Source organism: Agrobacterium sp. YIC 4121, from assembly GCF_002008205.1.
Lineage (GTDB): Bacteria > Pseudomonadota > Alphaproteobacteria > Rhizobiales > Rhizobiaceae > Agrobacterium > Agrobacterium leguminum.
Genome location: NZ_MRDI01000001.1, coordinates 614,807 through 635,142 on the forward strand (window position 1 = coordinate 614,807; position 20,336 = coordinate 635,142).

General features: G+C 58.4%; 25 protein-coding genes and 1 tRNA gene. 13 read left to right on the plus strand and 13 right to left on the minus strand.

All coding sequences use genetic code 11. The features are described 5' to 3' along the window. The first annotated feature begins 31 nt into the window (after positions 1-31). Positions 32-502 (plus strand): truncated hemoglobin, encoded by a 471-nt coding sequence (locus BTE54_RS03135; protein WP_142844134.1) that lies wholly within the window; start codon positions 32-34, stop codon positions 500-502. Positions 503-664: 162 nt separating this feature from the next. Further along, entirely contained in the window at positions 665-1,768 is a 1,104-nt protein-coding gene (locus BTE54_RS03140) for a TRAP transporter substrate-binding protein (protein ID WP_065654685.1), read from the plus strand. 6 nt (positions 1,769-1,774) lie between these two features. Here BTE54_RS03140 and BTE54_RS03145 read toward each other — a convergent pair whose 3' ends face one another. Further along, on the minus strand, positions 1,775-2,869 hold the full coding sequence (locus BTE54_RS03145) for an AraC family transcriptional regulator (RefSeq protein ID WP_174035470.1): 1,095 nt from the start codon (positions 2,867-2,869) through the stop codon (positions 1,775-1,777). A 145-nt stretch (positions 2,870-3,014) separates the two neighbouring features. Between BTE54_RS03145 and BTE54_RS03150 the strand changes: the two genes are divergently transcribed. After that, positions 3,015-4,088: an alpha/beta fold hydrolase gene (locus tag BTE54_RS03150; protein WP_078051394.1), complete on the plus strand. Its 1,074-nt coding sequence runs from the start codon at positions 3,015-3,017 to the stop codon at positions 4,086-4,088. Positions 4,089-4,106: 18 nt separating this feature from the next. Here BTE54_RS03150 and BTE54_RS03155 read toward each other — a convergent pair whose 3' ends face one another. The 3 genes from BTE54_RS03155 to BTE54_RS03165 all read right to left on the minus strand — a co-directional run bounded on the left by BTE54_RS03155 (position 4,107) and on the right by BTE54_RS03165 (position 5,724). Continuing rightward, positions 4,107-4,625 (minus strand): GNAT family N-acetyltransferase, encoded by a 519-nt coding sequence (locus tag BTE54_RS03155; RefSeq protein WP_078051395.1) that lies wholly within the window; start codon positions 4,623-4,625, stop codon positions 4,107-4,109. A 20-nt stretch (positions 4,626-4,645) separates the two neighbouring features. Beyond that, entirely contained in the window at positions 4,646-5,227 is a 582-nt protein-coding gene (locus BTE54_RS03160; RefSeq protein ID WP_078051396.1) for a helix-turn-helix domain-containing protein, read from the minus strand. A gap of 95 nt (positions 5,228-5,322) precedes the next feature. Further along, positions 5,323-5,724, minus strand: a complete 402-nt coding sequence (locus tag BTE54_RS03165; RefSeq protein ID WP_078051397.1) for a ketosteroid isomerase-related protein — start codon at positions 5,722-5,724, stop codon at positions 5,323-5,325. Positions 5,725-5,797: 73 nt separating this feature from the next. Between BTE54_RS03165 and BTE54_RS03170 the strand changes: the two genes are divergently transcribed. The 3 genes from BTE54_RS03170 (at position 5,798) to lepA (ending at position 9,172) form a co-directional block, all read left to right on the plus strand. Beyond that, entirely contained in the window at positions 5,798-6,406 is a 609-nt protein-coding gene (locus tag BTE54_RS03170) for a GNAT family N-acetyltransferase (protein ID WP_161987707.1), read from the plus strand. Beyond that, positions 6,403-7,272, plus strand: a complete 870-nt coding sequence (locus BTE54_RS03175) for a carbon-nitrogen hydrolase family protein (protein WP_078051399.1) — start codon at positions 6,403-6,405, stop codon at positions 7,270-7,272. Before BTE54_RS03170 ends, BTE54_RS03175 begins: the two co-directional genes overlap by 4 nt. A gap of 61 nt (positions 7,273-7,333) precedes the next feature. After that, entirely contained in the window at positions 7,334-9,172 is a 1,839-nt protein-coding gene (lepA, locus tag BTE54_RS03180; protein WP_035240402.1) for a translation elongation factor 4, read from the plus strand. Between the two features lie 69 nt (positions 9,173-9,241). Here the strand turns inward: lepA and BTE54_RS03185 are convergent, their stop codons facing one another. After that, positions 9,242-9,649 (minus strand): DUF2000 family protein, encoded by a 408-nt coding sequence (locus BTE54_RS03185; protein ID WP_078051400.1) that lies wholly within the window; start codon positions 9,647-9,649, stop codon positions 9,242-9,244. Between the two features lie 94 nt (positions 9,650-9,743). Between BTE54_RS03185 and BTE54_RS03190 the strand changes: the two genes are divergently transcribed. Then, complete coding sequence (locus BTE54_RS03190; RefSeq protein ID WP_198939055.1) at positions 9,744-10,520, plus strand: AraC family transcriptional regulator; 777 nt, start codon at positions 9,744-9,746, stop codon at positions 10,518-10,520. Here the strand turns inward: BTE54_RS03190 and BTE54_RS03195 are convergent, their stop codons facing one another. Then, complete coding sequence (locus tag BTE54_RS03195; RefSeq protein ID WP_078051401.1) at positions 10,521-11,408, minus strand: NAD(P)/FAD-dependent oxidoreductase; 888 nt, start codon at positions 11,406-11,408, stop codon at positions 10,521-10,523. A gap of 154 nt (positions 11,409-11,562) precedes the next feature. Between BTE54_RS03195 and BTE54_RS03200 the strand changes: the two genes are divergently transcribed. After that, positions 11,563-12,021 carry an Rrf2 family transcriptional regulator gene (locus BTE54_RS03200; protein ID WP_059759145.1) on the plus strand — a complete coding sequence of 153 codons (459 nt, stop codon included), beginning with the start codon at positions 11,563-11,565 and terminating at the stop codon, positions 12,019-12,021. A 71-nt stretch (positions 12,022-12,092) separates the two neighbouring features. Here BTE54_RS03200 and BTE54_RS03205 read toward each other — a convergent pair whose 3' ends face one another. Beyond that, on the minus strand, positions 12,093-12,410 hold the full coding sequence (locus BTE54_RS03205) for a hypothetical protein (RefSeq protein WP_003524488.1): 318 nt from the start codon (positions 12,408-12,410) through the stop codon (positions 12,093-12,095). A gap of 72 nt (positions 12,411-12,482) precedes the next feature. Further along, complete coding sequence (locus BTE54_RS03210) at positions 12,483-13,895, minus strand: PLP-dependent aminotransferase family protein (protein WP_198939056.1); 1,413 nt, start codon at positions 13,893-13,895, stop codon at positions 12,483-12,485. A 116-nt stretch (positions 13,896-14,011) separates the two neighbouring features. On the opposite strand from BTE54_RS03210, the gene BTE54_RS03215 reads away from it, so the two are divergent. Continuing rightward, positions 14,012-14,887, plus strand: coding sequence for a DMT family transporter (locus tag BTE54_RS03215; RefSeq protein WP_078051402.1), 876 nt, complete (start codon positions 14,012-14,014; stop codon positions 14,885-14,887). Between the two features lie 12 nt (positions 14,888-14,899). On the opposite strand, the gene BTE54_RS03220 is transcribed toward BTE54_RS03215, so the two are convergent. From BTE54_RS03220 to BTE54_RS03240, 4 genes are all read right to left on the minus strand, one after another. Continuing rightward, positions 14,900-16,012, minus strand: a complete 1,113-nt coding sequence (locus BTE54_RS03220; protein WP_078051403.1) for a GH25 family lysozyme — start codon at positions 16,010-16,012, stop codon at positions 14,900-14,902. Positions 16,013-16,190: 178 nt separating this feature from the next. Beyond that, positions 16,191-16,379, minus strand: coding sequence for a YegP family protein (locus tag BTE54_RS03225; protein WP_059759498.1), 189 nt, complete (start codon positions 16,377-16,379; stop codon positions 16,191-16,193). Between the two features lie 58 nt (positions 16,380-16,437). Beyond that, a complete protein-coding gene (locus BTE54_RS03230) occupies positions 16,438-17,163 on the minus strand; it encodes a type 1 glutamine amidotransferase (protein WP_198939057.1) in 726 nt (241 codons plus the stop codon). Positions 17,164-17,300: 137 nt separating this feature from the next. After that, complete coding sequence (locus tag BTE54_RS03240) at positions 17,301-17,750, minus strand: DoxX family protein (RefSeq protein WP_003524478.1); 450 nt, start codon at positions 17,748-17,750, stop codon at positions 17,301-17,303. 145 nt (positions 17,751-17,895) lie between these two features. Between BTE54_RS03240 and BTE54_RS03245 the strand changes: the two genes are divergently transcribed. Both BTE54_RS03245 and BTE54_RS03250 read left to right on the plus strand, forming a co-directional pair. Further along, the gene (locus tag BTE54_RS03245; protein ID WP_003524477.1) at positions 17,896-18,201 is read left to right on the plus strand and encodes a SelT/SelW/SelH family protein; all 306 of its coding nucleotides are present in this window, start codon (positions 17,896-17,898) and stop codon (positions 18,199-18,201) included. A gap of 119 nt (positions 18,202-18,320) precedes the next feature. Then, positions 18,321-18,407 (plus strand) — tRNA-Leu (locus BTE54_RS03250). 186 nt (positions 18,408-18,593) lie between these two features. Here BTE54_RS03250 and BTE54_RS03255 read toward each other — a convergent pair. Next, positions 18,594-18,977 carry a pilus assembly protein N-terminal domain-containing protein gene (locus BTE54_RS03255; RefSeq protein WP_003507407.1) on the minus strand — a complete coding sequence of 128 codons (384 nt, stop codon included), beginning with the start codon at positions 18,975-18,977 and terminating at the stop codon, positions 18,594-18,596. Between the two features lie 440 nt (positions 18,978-19,417). Here BTE54_RS03255 and BTE54_RS03260 point away from each other — a divergent pair, with 440 nt between their 5' ends. After that, positions 19,418-19,609, plus strand: coding sequence for a Flp family type IVb pilin (locus BTE54_RS03260; protein ID WP_003524475.1), 192 nt, complete (start codon positions 19,418-19,420; stop codon positions 19,607-19,609). A 99-nt stretch (positions 19,610-19,708) separates the two neighbouring features. Next, a complete protein-coding gene (locus tag BTE54_RS03265; protein WP_078051406.1) occupies positions 19,709-20,221 on the plus strand; it encodes a prepilin peptidase in 513 nt (170 codons plus the stop codon). Positions 20,222-20,336 lie beyond the last annotated feature (115 nt).

Genomic DNA, 20,336 nt, shown 5'->3' on the forward strand with positions numbered 1-20,336 from the left:
AGCGGGGTAAATTCGCGAAAAAGGAAACACCATGCAGGACGACGTTGCGGCCAGAGCCGCTCACAGCGCGGAAATTCAGGACAGGGCGGAAAAAGCCATGGCGGAGATCGGCGTCGATGCCGGTTTCATCGATTTGCTGGTGGAGACATTCTACGGCCGCGTTCTTGCACATCCCACGCTCGGCCCGGTTTTTGATGCGCGGCTTGCCGGGCGCTGGCCGGAGCATATGGCCAGAATGAAACAGTTCTGGGCGGCTGTCGCGTTCAAGAATGGTGGCTATGGCGGCAAACCCGTGCAGGCGCATCTCGGCGTAAAGGGCATGTCGGCGGAGCTTTTCCCGCAATGGCTTGCGCTGTTTTCCGCTACGCTTGATGATATTGCGCCAAGCAAAGAGGCCCACGACTGGTTCATGGAAACGGCGGAACGCATCGCCAGAAGCCTGACGCTTTCACTGTTTTACAATCCCGCAATGGACGACCCGGCGTTGATGCGCAGCAAGTGACGCGGAAAGACGTGACGAAGCAACATTCGCCAAGCATCACCGGAGATCACGCAAGTTTCGAACATTCCCTCTTGATGGCTGCGGGGATAAATGATTAGTAACCTGCGGGAGGCGTACCGTGCGGTTCGCCTGTAATATGCAGACATAACGGGGCTTATCGACATGGATCGCAGATCATTTATACGCAAGGCGGGCGCTCTCGGCGCCGGTGTTACCGCAACGGCGCTTGCCGCTCCGGCCATCGCACAGGAAAACCCCAAGATCACCTGGCGCATGACGTCGTCCTTCACCAAGGGCCTCGACATTCTTTTCGGCGCGGGCCAGATCGTCGCCGACCATGTCAAGGAAGCCTCCGGCGGCAACTTCGTCATTCAGCACTTTGCCGGCGGCGAAATCGTGCCGGCGCTGCAGGCGGCGGATGCGGTGACGGCCGGGACCGTCGAAATGGCGCATACCTGCTCCTATTATTACGTCGGCAAGGACCCGACCTTCGCGCTCGGAACTTCGGTTCCCTTCGGTCTCAATGCACGCCAGACGAATGCCTGGTTCAACCAGGCCGGCGGCAATGAGCTGCTCAACGAATTCCTTGCCCAGCACAATATCTATTCGATCCTGCTCGGCAATACCGGCGCCCAGATGGGCGGCTGGTTCCGCAAGGAAATCAACACCATCGACGACCTGAAGGGTCTGAAGATGCGTATCGCCGGCCTGACCGGTCAGGTGATGCAGAAGGTCGGTGTCACGCCGCAGCAGATCGCCGGCGGCGATGTCTATGCGGCTCTGGAAAAGGGCACGATCGACGCCACCGAATTCGTCGGCCCCTATGACGACCAGAAGCTCGGCTTCTACAAGGTCGCGAAATATTATTACTACCCGGCATGGTGGGAAGGCGGCCCGGCCGTGCATGCCTTCGTGAACCTGCAGAAGTTCAACGAGCTTCCGGAGAACTACAAGCGCATCCTGAAAGACGCCTGCGCCGCCGGCAGCGCCAGCATGCTGGAGCGTTACGACGCGCGCAATCCGAAGGCACTGAAGGAACTCGTGGCGCAGGGCGCCATCCTGCGCCCCTTCAGCCAGGAAATCCTCGATGTCTGCCACAAGGCGGCACAGGACACCTATGCGGAGATTTCTGCCAAGAACGAGAGCTTCAAGAAAATCTACGAGAGCCAGCAGGCCTTCAAGAAGGACGCCTATCTCTGGGCGCAGATCGCCGAATACACCTATGACACCTACATGATGATCCAGCAGCGCAACGGCACGCTCTGATCCCCATCATTTCCCGACGATCTTCAAACGGTCATCCGGCATCTGCCGGGTGACCGTTTTGTTTGGCGAGACCAGCTTCCACACTTCACGCTCCCGCCAGTCGACCGGGCTCATGCCGGTGACGCGGCGAAATTCGCGGTTGAAATTGGACTTGGTCTGAAAGCCGGAGGACAGCATGATCGCGGTCACCGATTGCTCCGTCTCTTCCAGCAGTCGGCAGGCTTCGCGGATGCGCAACTGATTGACATATTGCGAGACATTGACGCCGAGCGAGCGGTTGATCGCGCCTGATATCTGCCGGCTCGGCAGGCCGAGGCGTCTTGCAAGCCGCGACAGGTTGAGATTCTCATCACGGTAAAGCGCCTGTGTCTCCATCAGCCGATCAACCCTTGCGACGATATCGCGGTCCTGTTCCGATGGCTCCGCCGATGCTGACAATTCCGCGACAGGTTCTATGCCTGTTTGCGGCGCCTTGCTCTTGCCGGCCAGCGCGGCCATGAGGCCAATCAACAGCAGGCCAAAAAGATTGGCATTGCTGACCAGCGCTGCAACATTCTGCCCATGCGCCCATTCGAAATCGAAAAACACGAGCAGATCGAACAGGGCAGAAACACAAAGAGCGATTGCAGCGATAATAAGCGCCCGGTGCGCCGAGGTGACGCTGGCAAATTGCGCCTCGTCCAGCCCATCCGGCCCCTTTCTGCCAAGAAGAAGCAGGGCAATGGCGTGGCCGACAAAGATGACGATCAGCGCAAGATCGATCGCCATCGGCCAGATGAATTCCATGATGACGATGAGCAAAGGCGACAAAGCGAGGTTGGCAAGCATCGCTATCCTGCTCTCCGCCGCCACTCTCATCAGCCCACGAAAAGCAATGTAGACGAGCGGCGGCAGGCAGGCGGCGAGGACCGGCAAAACATAACGCGTTTCGCTGACGCCATACCCCCAGCGCAGTCCGACAAGGACGGATTGAAGGGCACAAAGCGCGATCAGCGTCAGAAAGGCCCGATTGGTTCGCACATCGTCTCCGCCTCGAAAGAAAACGATGAACATGACAACCAGCAGAAGCGCCACGACGAAAGGCAGCGGAATGAACAGCACGAATGAATATCCCCGAAACAACGGCTTATATTGCCAATTCATGGACCAGATCGCGTTTCGGGACGACCTTTAACACGATCAAGGACGCAAAAAACATGTCGCGGCGCAGATTGAACCCCGTTCTTTCCAACCGCACGAGGTTTTCATGCGCCCTATCGCCACCGTCACGGCCATCCTGTTTTCCGCTCTCGTCAGCCAGCCTGTTCTTGCAGGCGAGGCTGTCGGCGTCAGCGAAACCGCCATCCATTCGCCGGCACGCGGCAAGGACCTTGCCGTCACCATCTGGTATCCCTCCGACGGAAAGGGCACGCAGACGGTTTCCGGCGATGACCGGATTTTTCAGGGCACGCCCGTGTTCAAGGATAGCGCGGTGAAGCCGGGTCGGCTGCCGCTTGTGCTTCTGTCTCACGGCTCGGGTTCACGAGTGTCCGGCATGGCATGGATCGCCGCGAAACTTGCGAGCGAAGGTTTCATTGTGGCCGGAGCCAACCACCCCGGCACCACCAGCGGCGATTCCACACCCGCCGATACACCGAAAATCTGGGAGCGAACGGACGATCTCTCCACGATTGTCACTGTTCTAACGGCAAAGGGCAAATTGTCGAGTGCTATCGACGCGCAAAGGATCGGCGTGCTCGGCTTTTCGCTCGGCGGCAGCGCGGCGATGGAGATTTCGGGCGCGCGCGCCGATCTCGATGCCTATGCGCGCTATTGCGAAGACTATGCCACGATGATGGATTGCCAATGGTTCGCCGGTGGCCGGGGTTACCTCAATGGCGAGCCGGTCAGCGTGCCGAAGCTCGATCTCAGAACCATCGACAAGGCACGTTTCGAGCAGCAGAACCGCGATCCCCGTATTCGGTCCGCCGTACTGGTCGATCCCGGTCTGGCGCTCGCCTTTCGGCCTGACAGCCTGAAGCAGATCGATATTCCGCTCACCTTCATCAATCTCGGCAGTAAGGGCAAAATTCCACCCGCCGTGCTTGCAGATAAACTCGCGAACGAAGTGCCCGGCGCGACCTATCAGCAAGTGGACGAGGCCAATCATTTCAGCTTCCTGCCGTTGTGCAAACCGGATGCCGACGCCTTTCTCAAATCCGTCGGCGAGCGCGATCCCATCTGCGAACCGGCCGGACCGCGGGACCGCGCGGATATTCACGCACAATTGGAGACGATTATCGCTGCCGCCTTCAACCGTACACTGAAGCCGGGTCAGTAAGGCGGCAGACTGAAAGGCCTAGCCGATCCGCTTATAGAAAAGGGTCGTGCCGCAAAAGCGTCCATCAGGAAACAGGGCGTAATCGGGGATGACGCCGACCCGCTCCCAGCCGAGGCGAGGATAGATCGCCTCGGCATCGCTGCCCGTGGCCGTATCCAGCACCAGCAGGGTACGACCACGTTTTGCCGCCTCCTCCTCCACTTTTTGCATGAGCTTGCGGGCAAGTCCGAGGCCTCGCGCGGACGGATGCACCAGAAGCTTCATCAAATCGCCGCGATGCGGCTGGTTGGGTTTGGAGGCAAGGCCGACCTGCACGGTGCCCATCACCTTGCCATCCACTTCCGCCACCACATGAATGGTCGCCCCCTCGCCCACTGTTTCCGCTGCGGATCGCCAGAAAGGTTCGGCATCCTGTGGAGAAAAGGGCAACATGAAGCCGACGGACGCGCCGCCGTTCACGCAGGCAGCCAGAACCTCACAGAGTTCGGGCAAGACATCGATGGTCTCTTCCCGGTTCAACACGCGGATGGTGGTCATAAAAACTCCTGTCGGGGAAATCAGCGCTGTCTTTGGTCCAGCACGACGGCATAACGGGCAGGTTTTTCGGAGGGGTTGTGGAAAACATGCCCCTCGCCAACCGGCATGAAAAGGCAATCTCCGGGTTCCAGCCGGTGAACGTCTCCGCCGCTCGTCATTTCCAGCACACCTTCGAAAAGCCAGACATATTGCGTCATCCCCCGGCTCGCCGCATGCGGAGGGAAGCCGACGCGCGCGCCGGGCGGAAATTCGACTTCGACGATATCGACATCGGATCCCACACGCGGCGGAGAGATGGCGCGGCGCACATAACCGGTCTCCGGATCTTTCCAGAGCTGCTGATCACGCATTTTCATGAGCGGGGAAACAGCCTCTTCGTTTTCAGCGAAGAAACCGGAAAGCGAAAGGCCAAGGGCTGCGCAGATGCGGGCCAGCAGCGAGGCCGTAGGGCTCGCCTCTCCACGCTCGATGCGGGAGATCATGGCGCGGCTGACGCCGGATTCGGCGGCGAGCCTGTCCAGCGTCAGGCCGTTTTCAGCCCGCAATGTTTTGATCCGCTCGCCGATGGAGCGCTCAAGAATATGATCTTCGTTTTCCATCATATGAGAATTGCACTCTCATATGATGGAGTCAATATCCACGATAATGGAAACTATCATCTTCTTTGCCGCCGGTTGCTTTGCGGCAAAAGAACGTCTCAGGCGCCGACCTGGGCAATCCAGTCGTTCAGATTATAGTAGTTCGTTACTCGGCTAACTTTGCCGTCCTTCAGGTCAAAAAAGGCACCGGCCGGTAGTACGTATTTCTGGCCATTCGCCTCGGGCAATCCCTCGTCGGTCTTGAGATATTCGCCGTTGACGATGAATTCTGCGGAAGCACGCTTGCCATCTTCGCTCGCCATGATGACCATGTCGGTGAGATTTTCCTTATAGCAGCGGTTCATATGGTCCATGAAGGAAGCGAAGGCGGCCTTGCCGGTCTGGCGCTCGCCCTGATTGATGTCGTGCACCACCTCATCGTGAAGAAGCGCCAGAAAGGCATCCATGTCCTGACGGTTGAAGGCTTCGTAGTAGGCGCGGATGGTCTCGGCAGCGGTCATCGTCTTCTCCGTTCAATGCTTGCGCGGGTTTTCCATGACGGTATAACCAGTGCAACCGAAAGTGAAAATGCCCATGACCGTCGAAATCAAGTCTCTTTCCGGCATTGACGCCACACCGTATTTCGATGACCTCGCGCGCCTGCGGATCGAGGTGTTTCGCGCCTTTCCCTATCTCTATGACGGCTCGCTGGACTATGAGCGCAAATATCTCGCGACCTATGCCGATACGGACGGCGCCGTCTTCGTGCTGGCGCTTGATGACGGCAAAGTGATCGGCATGTCCACCGGCATGCCGATGGCGGCCGAGACCGAAGAGGTGAAGGAGCCCTTCGTCAAAGCAGGTTACGATCCGGACCGGATATTCTACTTCGGTGAAAGCGTACTTCTGCCCGGCTATCGCGGCCACGGCATTGGGGTGCGTTTCTTCGAAGAACGGGAGGCGCATGCAAAGCGGCTCGGTTTCGACAGGTGCACTTTCTGTGCTGTGGAGCGACCCGCAGACCATCCACGACGCCCGGCGGACTACGTGCCGCTGAACGCCTTCTGGGAAAAGCGCGGTTATAGCCATCACCCGGAACTGCGCACCAGCTTCACATGGCAGGACCTCGACGAAAGCGTTGAAAGCCCGAAACCGCTGTCCTTCTGGATGAAGACCATTCTTGCCGGAGACGGAGACAAATGACACGCCTTGCCGCCAGCCAATATGCCATCGAGCTGATCGAGACATGGGAGGCTTATGCCGCGCATCTCTCCGCCATCATTCGCGAGGCGAAGGAAAAGGGTGCGGAACTGCTGCTTTTGCCGGAATATTCGGCAATGACGCTGACCGGGCAATTGCCGCCCGCCGCGCGCTCCGATCTGCACCGTTCCATCGAAGAGATACAGCCGTTGATCCCTTCCTGGGTAGAGCTTTGCGAGGAGCTGGCGCGGCAACATCAAATCCTCTTCCAGCCGGGAAGCGCGCCGGTGAAGGACCCGGACGGCAAGTTCCGCAACCGCGCATGGCTGTTCGGCCCGGATGGGCTGATCGGTTATCAGGACAAGCAGATCATGACCCGCTTCGAGCGGGAGCAATGGAACATTCATGCCGGCATCGAGGGCCTGAAAGCCTTCGAGACGCCGATCGGCAGGCTTGGCATCCTCATCTGTTACGACAACGAGTTCCCGATGCTAGGCCGCAGACTGGCGGAGCTCGGCGTCGAACTCGTGCTCGCCCCCAGCTGTACCGACACGTTGGCGGGTGCTTACCGGGTACGAATCGGCGCGCAGGCCAGGGCATTGGAAAACCAATATGCCATCCTCTCCTCCCCCACCGCGGGCGAGGCCCCATGGTCTCCCGCCGTCGATGAGAATCGCGGCCGCGCCGCCCTTTACGTGCCGTCCGACTACGGCATGCCCGCATCCGGTATCGTCGCGGAAAGCGAAAGCGATGCGGTGACACAGAGCACGCTTCTGATCGCCGATATCGATCTTGCCGCCGTCGCAAGGCTCCGCACTGAAGGACAGGTGGCCACCCGGCGCGACTGGCCGGAGCAATTTGCGATCTGAAAAGCCCATTTTAAAAGGCTTTTAACCAAATTCCCGCTTTGCGGTGTGACAAGCCCCTGCTATAGCGCGGGACATGAGCACAAATTCGACCCGCACGCCCCTGGACCATATCCGCAACTTCTCGATCGTTGCCCACATCGATCATGGCAAATCGACGCTGGCCGACCGGTTGATCCAGTCGACAGGCGGCCTTGCCGAACGCGACATGTCGGAACAGGTTCTCGATTCGATGGATATCGAGCGCGAACGCGGCATCACCATCAAGGCCCAGACCGTGCGCCTGCACTACAAGGCGAATAACGGCGAGACCTATGTGCTGAACCTCATCGACACGCCCGGCCACGTCGACTTCGCCTACGAAGTGTCCCGCTCGCTTTCGGCCTGTGAAGGTTCGCTGCTGGTGGTCGACGCATCGCAGGGCGTGGAAGCCCAGACGCTTGCCAACGTTTATCAGGCGATCGACAACAATCACGAGCTGGTCACCGTGCTCAACAAGATCGACCTGCCGGCGGCCGAACCCGACCGTATCAAGGAGCAGATCGAAGAGGTGATCGGCATCGACGCCTCCGACGCCGTGATGATTTCCGCCAAGACCGGTCTTGGCATTCCGGATGTTCTGGAAGCCATCGTCCACCGTCTGCCGCCGCCGAAGAGCGAAGTCGGCGAAAACGGACCGCTGAAAGCGCTGCTGGTCGATAGCTGGTATGACACCTATCTCGGCGTCATGGTTCTGGTGCGCGTCATCGATGGCGTGCTGAGCAAGGGCCAGCAGATCCGCATGATGGGCTCGGGCGCGAAATACGGCATCGAGCGCGTCGGCGTGCTGACCCCGAAGATGGTCAATGTCGACAGCCTCGGCCCCGGCGAGATCGGCTTCATCACCGCCTCGATCAAGGAAGTTGCCGATACCCGTGTTGGCGATACCATCACCGACGACAAGCGCCCGACGGCGCAGGCCCTGCCCGGCTTCAAGCCCGCGCAGCCCGTGGTGTTCTGCGGCCTCTTCCCGGTCGATGCGGCCGACTTTGAAGATTTGCGCGCGGCGGTGGGCAAGCTTCGCCTCAACGACGCCTCCTTCTCCTTCGAAATGGAATCCTCCGCCGCCCTCGGCTTCGGTTTCCGCTGCGGCTTCCTCGGCCTGCTGCATCTCGAAATCATTCAGGAACGCCTCGAGCGCGAGTTCAATCTCGATCTCGTCGCCACCGCGCCCTCGGTCGTCTATGAAATGACGCTGACCGATGGCACGGAGAAGGAACTGCACAACCCGGCCGACATGCCCGACGTTGTGAAGATCAAGGAAATCCGCGAGCCGTGGATCAAGGCGACGATCATGACGCCGGACGAATATCTCGGCGGCATCCTGAAACTCTGTCAGGACCGGCGCGGCCTGCAGACGGAACTGACCTATGTCGGCAACCGTGCGATGATCACCTATGAACTGCCGCTCAACGAAGTGGTGTTCGATTTCTACGACCGCCTGAAATCCATCTCCAAGGGTTACGCCTCGTTCGACTACAACATCATCGACTATCGCGAAGGCGATCTCGTCAAGATGTCGATCCTCGTCAATGGCGATCCGGTGGATGCGCTCTCCATGCTGGTGCACCGCTCGGCGGCCGACCGGCGTGGGCGTGGCATGTGCGAAAAGCTGAAGGAACTCATTCCGCCGCATATGTTCCAGATCCCGATCCAGGCCGCCATTGGCGGCAAAGTCATCGCCCGCGAAACCGTGCGCGCGTTGCGCAAGGACGTGACGGCGAAGTGCTACGGCGGCGACGCGACGCGCAAACGCAAGCTTCTGGACAAGCAGAAGGAAGGCAAGAAGCGCATGCGCCAGTTCGGCAAGGTGGAAATTCCGCAGGAAGCCTTTATCGCCGCCCTGAAGATGAACGACGAATAAGCGGCAAAATCATATTGCCGTCGCGATTGAAGGGAGGCCCATCGCCTCCCTTTTGCGTTTAGGCTTCTATCACGCGTGCAGCTTCGCACCCTTGGTAATCTTGTCGACGATCTTCCTGTCGGCCCTCAGCGCCATGCCGACCACCTTGGCATTCTCCGGTGAAAACTCCGAAAATACCTGGCGATTGGCGACATCGTGCCCCGTGGCGAACATTTCCTCGATATAAAGCGATGTCGTAACATCGCGCTCGAGGGATCGCTGGTGGATTTTGCGCAACGCCTCCTGATCCGTCGCCATGACGACAATCGGCTGGATGGACAGGGGATTATAGACGTTGCCCGCCCCGTCGCGGTATGGTTCTCCAATGATCTCCTTGGTCTGGGCGACGATCCCGGACATGAGAAATGCGGTAACGTTCAGTTTTTGCCACACGGCAAGGTCATCGCGAAGGATGACGGCGATCTTGGTATCAAACATGCGAACTCAATCTGGCTGTGGTTACGAAAGAGAAGCGATCCTAGCCCCTCGGGGCGTCGGCGATCTTGAACGTTCGTGCAAATTCGAAGGGATCGTGCAGGCACCCTCCAGCGAAGGCATAGAACGCATCGAAGCGCGCTCTCATGGCAACGCCTATGCGCCGCACCGTCATGATACCTATGCGCTGGGTGTCACGCTTTCCGGCGTCCAGACCTTCTCCTATCGGGGGAAATCGCATTTCAGCACGCCCGGAAGGGTAATTGTGCTGCATCCGGACGAAGTCCACGATGGTGGCGCAGGCACCGATGAAGGACTGCGCTACCGTATGCTTTATCTTCCGCCCGAAAAAGCAACTGAGGCGGGATATAATGCACTGCCCTTCGCCCAGAATCCCGTCATCGAGGATGAGGAATTCCGGCAATGCCTCATCGAGGCGCTTGGCAATCTGGAAGGCAAGCCGGACAATCTGCTTCTCACCGACTGGCAGTCGAGACTGGCGGATTTGCTCTGGAAACATTCAAACGGAAGCGCCAGAACCATCAAACGGATCGACCGGATCGCCGTTTTACGGTGCCGGGACTATCTGCTGGAGAATAGCGCCGACACCGTCGGTTCCGAAGAGCTGGAGCGGATAAGCGGGCTCGACCGCTTCACGCTCTTTCGGCACTTTCGCTTCCTGTTCGGCACCAGCCCGCACCGTTATCTCATCATGCGCCGGCTGCAAAAATGCAAAGAGATGATGCGTGCGGGTGCGGGCCTTGCGGAAACGGCATTTGCCTGCGGTTTTGCGGATCAGGCGCATTTTACCCGACATTTCAAAAATGCCTTCGGCATGCCGCCGGGCCGCTGGCTCAATCTTGTTTCGCATTGATCATTCCGGAAACAGGATTGACCGGTGCGCCGCAGCACCCGCCATGGCGCCGTCTCCCACCGAAAGGGCGACTGAGCCGGCAGGCCTTGCCACATCACCGCAGGCGAAGATACCGCGGGCGGTGGTCTGTTTCATGGGATCTGTCACGATGGTCGATCCCATCGGCCCCTCCTCCACGGCGCAGCCAAGTTTTTCCAGCCAGTTCGAGGCGATACGCAATTTCGGCTGGGTGAAAAGGCCAGCCAATGGGATGCTGCGTCCATCCACCAGAACGACATCCGCATGCCCCGTAATTTCCCGGATGCGGGTTGTTTCCACCCGCACGCCCCGGGCCGCCAACAATGCCTGCTGCTCCCCATCCGGCTCGAATACGCCATTGGTGAAAAAGGTCGTCTCGCCCCAGTCGGGCAGCATCAATGCGTGGTGAATGGCCAAAGGTGAAGCGGCGATGACGCCGATCTTTTCCTGATTGAGCTCGTAACCATGGCAATAGGGGCAATGGAAGACCGAAGAGCCCCAACGCTCTTTCAGCCCGGCAATAGCAGGCAATTCATCGGTGACGCCCATGGCGAGGATGAGCCGGTCCGCTGTCTCACGGCGGCTGCCATCGATCTCGACTACAAAATCGCCAAAGGAGCCTTCGGCATCGGTCACCCTGCCCTCAGCCCAATCTATGGTCGGATAACGTTCGATCTGGCGGCGCGCCTCGGCGATAATCTCACCCGGCGCCTTGCCATCCTGGCCGAGAAAACCGTGCGAATGGCTGGCGAAACGGTTTCTCCGTTCACCGGCATCCACCACCAGAATGTTTTTTCTGGCGCGTCCAAGCTGCAGGGCGGCCGAGAGGCCGGCATAGCTGCCGCCGATAATGATGACGTCGAATTTCATGATGCACCCATCGTTTCAGGAAAGAGGCGGAAGTGCCCGTTCATTTCACGATACTTATATTGTTACGTGATTTTCGGAGTCAATAGTCACGCAACTTATATTGTTACGTCACCTCGAAAGTGATAGCTTCGGTGTAAACAGACGGGCTTGGACAATGAGACACGACACGCGCCTTTCACGGGTGCTGCATATTCTGATCCATATGGAAAATCATAAGGGTGCGGCGACATCCGAAAGCATCGCGGCGATGCTTCAGACCAATCCGGTGGTGGTGCGCAGGACAATGGCCGGCTTGCGAGAGCATGGTTATGTCTCGTCGGAAAAAGGCCATGGCGGTGGGTGGGTGCTGGCGCGGCCGCTCAGCGAAATCACGCTGCTCGACATTTACCGGGCGCTTGGCGCACCGGAACTGTTCTCAATCGGGCTGGCGGGCGACAACCCGAACTGCGTTATCGAACAGGCCGTCAATGCAGCACTTTTCGAGGCCATGAAAGAGGCGGAAAACATTCTGCTGTCCCGTTTCGGAAGCATTGCCCTTTCGCAACTAGCACAGGAGTCCATCAGCCGCTGGTCCAGGGTTTCCAACCACCCTTCCGCGATGGAGCAGCTTTAGGGCGCGGAAAAGAGCCGCAAAGAAAAACCGCCTGCCCGGAGGCAGGCGGTTTTATTATATCAGTAGGCCCGTTACGGCTGGGTCTGCGTGCCGCCCGTATTCGGGCTTGCCGGTGCGGTGTTGTTCGCAGGCGGTGTTGCCGGAGCGGTCGGAGCCATGGGCGCCGGTGCCTGATCCGTTGCCGCAGGCGGCGTGGTGGAGGATGTCGTGGCCGGATCGGTGGTCGGGCCGCTCATCTGCGACCAGGCGAAAACGCCCACCAATACGACGACGATGATCGCCAACCACGGCACCCAGGACGACGACGTGCGGGCACGCGGTTCATTGCTGATATTCACTTCCGGACGAAGATCGCGGTCCGGACGCGGGTTGTTGGGATCGAATGTCATGGTGTTTCCTCCTCTTCATTCTGCGGAGAAAACGACGTTCACGGGATTTTGTTCCGATTCCTTCCAGAACGCTTACAACCGACGAGGTTCGGGTGTTTTCTGAAGCGCCTCCGCCAGCACCGTCATGACCTGCGGACCTGCCATTTGCGAGACATTGAAACGCATGAAACCGGAGGCGTTCTGCGAGGAACTGAACACATTGCCGGGGGCCAGCACCACCTGCCGCGAAAGCGCGCGGCGCGCCACATCGGCGGCATCAACCCCGTCCGGCAGACGGCACCATAAAAACATGCCCGCCTGCGGTTCGATCCACGGCACACATCCGACCGACCTCAGACGCGCCGCCACCTCCGGCATCGTTGCCGCAAGACGTTGCCTCAGCGCCTCGACATGCTTGCGGTAACTGCCATCAGTCAAAAGCGACAGGATCAGCGCCGCCGAAAAATGCGTTCCGCCAAAAGTGGTGGCGATCTTGAGATCGGTCAGGGCTTCCACCCATGCGGCAGGGGCTGCGATGAAACCGCACCGCACGGAGGCCGACAGTGTTTTTGAAAAACTGCCTATCTGGACGACGCGGTTAAGACCGTCGAAGGCCGCCAGCCGGGACGCGGCCTGGGTTTCGAAATCGGCAAAAATATCATCCTCGATGATGGTCAGCCCCACCTGTTCGGCGAGCATCAGCAGGCGATGGGCGGAAACGGCGGAAAGCCTTGCACCTGTCGGATTATGGATTGCGGAATTGGTAATATAAAGCCGGGGCTGATGGTCTTTCAGCGCCTGCTCGAAGAGTGCCAGATCCGGTCCGGTCGGCGTATAGGGAACACCGACGATCTTCACCCGATGCGCCCGCAAGAGGGCGTGGAAATTGAAATAACAGGGATCATCGACAACAACCGTATCCCCCGGTTGCAGCAGGAAACGGCACAGAAGATCGATCGCCTGCGTGCCTGAATCGGTGAGCATGATCTGGCTGGCGCCCGCCTGCACCCCGTGTTCGGCCAGCCTGCGTGACAGAAGCTGCCGCAGCGGCAACAGCCCCATCGGACTGCCATAATCCGTCAGCAGGGCGGCGTCGGCGCGGGCAAGCCCGCGCATCGCCCGCCTCAACGCCTCCTGCGGCATCCACGATGCGGGAAGCCAGCCGCAGCCGGGTTTGGCGAGAACGGAACCTTCATCCAGCGCCTGCCGCGAGACCCACAAGGGATCCACCGCCCTGTCGAGCTGCGGCTCGATATCGGCAAGCGACAGGGGCGCAAGCGGGCCCGAAACGAAAAAACCGGAGCCGGGGCGCGAGCTTATCGTACCATCCGCCACGAGCCGGTCGTAGGCCTCGACAACGGTGGAGGTGGAAACCTGCATGGTCTTCGCCAGTGCCCTGACCGACGGCAGGCGCGCGCCAGGCACCAGGCTGCGCGAGGCGATGCGTTGCCGCACACTTGCCATCACCTTTTCTATGCGCGTGCCCGCAGCGACTTGTCCGTCCACACTTCCTCCAACCGTACCCGCTTTTTATACCATAACAGTTTGTTGGAATTGTATGTGATTGTCGCTGTTCCTGCCAGCCATTCCGGATCAAGAAAGACAAAACGCAGGAGTTGACAATGGACAAGACGACGAGCGGCTGGCTGAGCGGCCTGACAGGCGTGGTGATATTCAGCGGTTCGCTGCCCGCGACACGCATTGCGGTAACGGGTTTCGATCCGGTGTTCCTGACCGTCGCCCGCGCCAGCATTGCCGGCGCGCTGGCGCTGGCGCTGCTGTTTCTGTTCAGGCAAAAGCGCCCGGCGCGCGATGACCTGACATCGCTTTTCATCGTCTCGCTCGGCGTCGTGGTGGGCTTCCCGTTACTGACCGCACTCGCCCTGCGGCATGTCACCTCGGCGCATTCCATCATTTTCGTGGGGCTCTTGCCGCTCGCAACAGCAATCTTCGCCGTGCTGCGCGGCGGAGAACGCCCACGCCCCGTCTTCTGGCTCTTTTCCTGTCTTGGAAGCGCGCTTGTTGCGGGGTTTTCGCTGTCGAATTCGTTTGCCGCCGGGATCGAGGCCTCGCTTGCCGGCGATCTTCTGATGCTCGGCGCAATCATCGTTTGCGGGCTCGGTTATGCGGAGGGTGCTGCCCTTTCCCGCAAGCTGGGCGGCTGGCAGGTCATTTCCTGGGCGCTGGTTCTTTCCCTGCCGGTAATGCTGCCGCTTGCTTTCTTCACCGGGCCGGAAACACTCGCCGGCATCGACCCGCAGGCCTGGGCCGGCCTTGCCTATGTTTCCCTGTTCAGCATGCTGATCGGCTTCATCTTCTGGTATCGCGGGCTGGCGCTTGGCGGCATCGCCGCCGTGGGCCAACTGCAATTGCTTCAGCCCTTTTTCGGGCTCGCACTTGCCGCGACCCTGCTGCATGAGGAGGTGAGCCCGGCCATGATTGCCGTTACGCTTATCGTGGTGCTCTGTGTTGCAGGCGCGCGAAAATTCGCGCGCTGATGATTGCCATCGTCAGCTCGAACGGCGGTCCACCCAGCGATGCCATGCATCCTCACTGCCGTTGAAGACATTGAGATCGATGCGACCATCGACGCCGTGCGACAGGCCGGAACCGGAATATTGCCAGAACAGCCACTTGCGGCCGGGATAAACCACCGATGGATGCTGGGCGACGGCGCGCAGCCAGAAGGGATAATCCTGGAATTCGCCCTGGAGGTTGTCCTTGTAAAAATCGGGCGCCGTATAAATGATCGGCCGCTGGCCGTAATGGCGCTCAAGCTTGTCCATGAAGACGCGCATCTTTTCCAGAACGCGTTCACGGGAATGGCGCATCTTGCAGCTCGATTCGCCGTTATATTCCACGTCGATGACCGGCGGCAGGGCGTCCGGGTCGCGCGGTACATTGCGAATGAACCAGTCCGCCTGTTCGCTGGCGTTGCGGCACCAGTAGAAGAAGTGGTAAGCGCCGCGGCGAATGCCCGCCTCCTTCGCGCGCTGCCAGTTGGTGCGGAACATCGGATCGAGATGGTCGCCGCCATCCGTCGCCTTGATGAAGGCGAAATTGGCGCCGCGTGTGCGCAGCTGCGGCCAGTTTATATTGGCCTGCCAGCGGGATACATCCACCCCGTGGACCTGGAAATGACGCGGCTGGACCCTGCCGAAATTGATCGGCTTGGCATCGCTGAAGCTGGAGCGGAAAATGCGCGAGCGAATCTGCGCACCGGCGCTCGCCGCCGGCGCCGCAGCCATGGCCAACTGGACCGGGCGCTCCATCTGGTTGATCGTGGGGCGCTCCGCCGGCCGCACCATTCCCGCCGCCTGTGACGGAACCGGCAAACGGATTTCAGGCGCATTCTGCGTTAACGACGCCCTGGGGGTGACAGCGGAAAAGGCCTTGGGTTCGTCAGGCACCGGCCCGCCCCATGCCAGAACTTCCTGCCGTGGCTTTGCTGAAATGGGCTGGGTACCGACACTTGCCTGCGGCACCGGCGCGGATGGCGTGACCGAACTCGTCGTTTCCTTCGAGGGCAAACCGGCCACCAGGCTTTCCGGCCCGGAACTGGACGTGCAGCCTCCAAGCAGGAAGCAACCGAAGAAAAGTGCTGGCACAGCCGATGAACGCATGAGAACCCGTACGCAAAACAAATCGGGGGCACTCTGATGCCGCCCGGAGACCTCGAAATACAAATGCTAACGGAAGATTATCAAAAAAGACTGAATCTTATCTTTACGTCGGCGCCCGCCGATGCGCCCGTCATTTCTGGCAGGCGAAACGGTTTGAGTTCTCGCGTCGTGGCGCGGCTCAGGCCGTCATGGCGGTCAGATCGACAGTGTCGGCGCCGGGGGAGTTTCTCTTGATCGATTCGATCGCATGGATAGCCGACGCCTTCGCCTTGTACCCTTCCGACGAGAACATTGTCTCCCCATTGGATGCCTTGAAGCGGAAACGATATTCGCCGGCCTTGTCCTGATAGATTTCGAATTTGTACATGATCTTTGCGCCTCCTTTCGCGCGGTAGTCCATCAGCCGCAACTCTGTTCGGCCTCGATCACTTTCGCAACGGAAAATCGCCGATCTCAATGAGCCGTACCCAGGCTCGAGCGATTTCCAGCCCGGCTGCATCGGCCATTTCTGCGCGCAAGCCACGGTGGTCACGATAATTCTCCAGCCAGCCCGGCGACATTCTTTCGACGGAAGCAGGAAACGCCTGGCACCAGCCATCAACCACGGCGGTCGAGGCCTCGAAATGGAATTGCGTGCCATAGACCGCCCGGCCGATGCGAAAGGCCTGATTTCGTGTCGCGCCATTGGTCGCAAGCCGCGTGGCGTCCGGCGGAAGCGTAAATGTATCGCAATGCCACTGAAAAATAGGAAAGGTCTTTTCCAGCCCGGCCAATAGCGGATCGGACACGCCCTCTTCCGTCAGGGAGACATCCTGCCAGCCGAATTCCGGCGGCCCCGAGAGAATATTCTCTCCGCCATAGGCGCGCGCCAGCAACTGGCTGCCGAGGCACACACCCATGACCGCTTTACCAGCATCGCCAAAGGCTTTCATGAGAAGGGCGAGATCGGCAAGATACGGATAAAACGCATCGTCAAGCGCGTTCTGTTCGCCGCCCAGAACGACAAGCGCATCATGGTCGGCGGCATCCGTTGGGAGAGGCTCACCCGCATAGGCGCGGATCACATGGATTTCCGCCGCCGCTTCTTCCAGCGCTACGCCGAGTTGCCCATGCGGCGTACCCGCCATGTTTTCTATGATTGCGACGCGCATAAGACCTCGTGGAGACGACAATGGATTCAACCGGCCAAGAGTGCCGATCGAATCCAGCTTCACCACGAGAAAAATCGATTTTCAAGAGCCGCGGCGTCGTCAGTGCGACGACAGGCGGATGACCTGACCTATGCGCCTTAGAATTCACGCGCCAGCTTGGCGTCTGCGGAATGCCGGTTGCCGCCACGAACTGCGAAGAACAGGAAAATCGCAGCCCACAGTATCGATTTTTCCGCGCCGCCCAGACCTTCCGCCTTTACGATGCCGTGAAAATAAACCGTTACCAGAAGAACGATCATGGCCGCGAAAGATGCCGGCCGTGTGAACAGGCCGATGGCGACCAGAATGCCGCCGAAAAATTCCGTGGCGGCAAGCAGCGGCGACCAGAAGACGCCGGGATAAAAACCGAGGCTCTCCACCATGCCGACTGCGCCGAAAGGATTGACGATCTTGCCGAAACCATGGGTGACAAGAAGAAGCCCGGCCGTGACGCGCAGGATCGTCTCCACCAGATCATGTGTCGCATTATAAAGCGGTGCGACCGCCGGAACGAAAAGACGCTGACGATTATTCTCGAACTGGGCCATAGGATCTCCACGTTTCAGCCTTCGACAGCTTCTCTGTTCGCAAAGCCGCATGATAAGAACAAGCGTACGCCCGGTAAAAACATGAGTATTATGGTTGACATTATCGTGAACATTATTGCCGCTGCGCGGTGAAGGAGACCTGAGGATGACCGAGACAAAACCCCGCATAACCATCCGCTATTGCACGCAATGCAACTGGCTGCTCCGGGCAGGCTGGATGGCGCAGGAAATCCTTCAGACCTTCGCTTCCGATGTCGGCGAAGTCAGCCTCGTTCCCTCAACCGGCGGCCTGTTCGAGATCACCGTGGACGGCACGACCATATGGGAACGCAAACGCGATGGCGGTTTTCCCGGCCCAAAAGAACTCAAACAGAGAATCCGTGACATCATCGACCCGGAGCGCGACCTCGGTCATGTGGACAGAACGAAGCATGAAGGGCTCGACACCTGACCCGGCGACATGTTTCAACAGCCCCAACCAAGTTTTTTCCCTTTAAAATCAATGATCGTCATAAAAGTTCAAAAAGCCTGTTGACACCGGGCGGCTGCCCTCGTACATCGCTCTCCGTCGCCCAGATGGCGGAATTGGTAGACGCGCCAGCTTCAGGTGCTGGTACTCGCAAGGGTGTGGAGGTTCGAGTCCTCTTCTGGGCACCATTCCATTTTTGATCTTAGCCAGATCAAGAACTTAGCCGAAAAAACAGCAACATATAGCCGACCGGTAAACGCCGGGAAGCGTGTTGCTTTTTCGCCTTTTCCACTTACAGAAAAGCTACGAACAGGCCGCTTCCGTTTTTGTCGGAAGGCCTGTTGTCCTGTCTGAAATATGATCGACCTTGCCTGTTATGGCTGAGCGTCTTTATCGCCACTATTTTGCGAATGCTGTTCGCAATTCGGCGTACAGGACAGAACCGTCCGCTCCGTTTGGCGGAAAACACGAACCGTATTGCCCTCGTCGATGGAGACGAGAATGCGTTCATCCACGATTGGATTGCCATCGGCATCCAGAAGCACGAGATTGGTCGTGCCGAAACTGCGACCCGTCAGAACAATCGTGGTGGCATCGGCAACCGTGGCGTCGGCGACTTTGGAGTTGCCGACGATAACCTTGCTGACGGCGCGGTCGAGACGAAGGACACGGGCGTGATTCATCGAGACGCGCAAGATGTCATCCTCAGCAAAGGCGGGCTGCAGCGAACCCGATAGAAAGACGGACAAGCCGACCACAATTTTCGCCAGTTTTCCGGATGACACGCGTTTGGCCCTTGCTCACTACCCGCACTTTATTCTCCACAGAATGCGCGGTTTTAGTGAATGAAGCGTTAAATGGCGGAAATCCGCAACGAGGACGGTAACCATTCGTAATGTATTGATATTTTCACGTCTCTCCGCCCCGCGTCAAAACTGAACAGCTGCGCCTCTTTCAACCGAAACTTAGCCGGACGAGAGAAGTGGTCAGCTTCGAAATATATTCGTTTATCAGCAAATATAAAAATGCAGACAATACTTTTTATGTTTATTTACCAAGAGAAACTCATCCTGCCGTTTACTTTGAGTTAATCGTTTTTTTTAAGCGCTTGGAAATCGCTCCGTTGTAGTTTGAACCCAACCGAACAACGGAGAACAGTTGTCGGCGTGCTGAACCAACACAAGTTAGGAGAGACCCTATGACCAAGATTTTCGCTCGTTTCCTGAAAGACGAATCCGGCGCCACTGCAATCGAATATGGTTTGATTGCTGCACTTATTTCCGTTGGCATTATCGGTGGTACAACGGCAGTCGGCGGTAAGCTGAAAGACACTTTCACTTTCATCAGCACCTCGTTCACGAACTCGAAAGCCTCCACCGGCGGCGTTTGATTGATAAAAAGTATAATGCAGGTGATTTACCCAGAATTGGGAAATCACCTGCATTTGCTATTCTTCCAGCTGAATTGGATAGATTAAGGCAGGGTAATCATGATCGTCGCAGCGATTTTTCTTATTGTCCCGCTCTGCCTCAGTTTCGCGGCCTTGAACGATCTTTTCAGCATGACGATCCCCAACTCGATAACCGTCGTGCTCTTGCTGTCTTTCGCTTTCGTTGCGCCCCTGTCGGGAATGGATTTGCAGACTTTTATCTTAAGTCTCGCAGGCGGCCTCGCCGTTTTTCTCTGCTGTTTTGTGCTCTTCGCTGCCAATGTCATGGGCGGAGGAGACGCAAAACTGCTGACTGGAGCGGCAGTCTGGTACGGCTTCAACATTTCTCTCATAGAATTTTTACTTGCGGTGACGCTGATCGGCGGCGCATTGACAGTTGGCATACTACTGCTGAGATCACGGTCACAGGAAATCGTAGCCATCGGCATACCGATCCCTGATTCCCTTATGGTTGCAAAGAAGATTCCATACGGTATCGGTATCGCTGCAGCGGGACTCCTGACCTATGGGAATTGCCCCCTCGTAAAAGCGGCGATCACAAGCCTATACTAGATCAGGATTTCGATCCCAATCGTTTATAGAATTGTTAACTACAAATCCAAGCACACTATTAACCATAATTATACCAATCGCGCGCCATCCTCGGGGAAGAAGAATCTGATTCCCT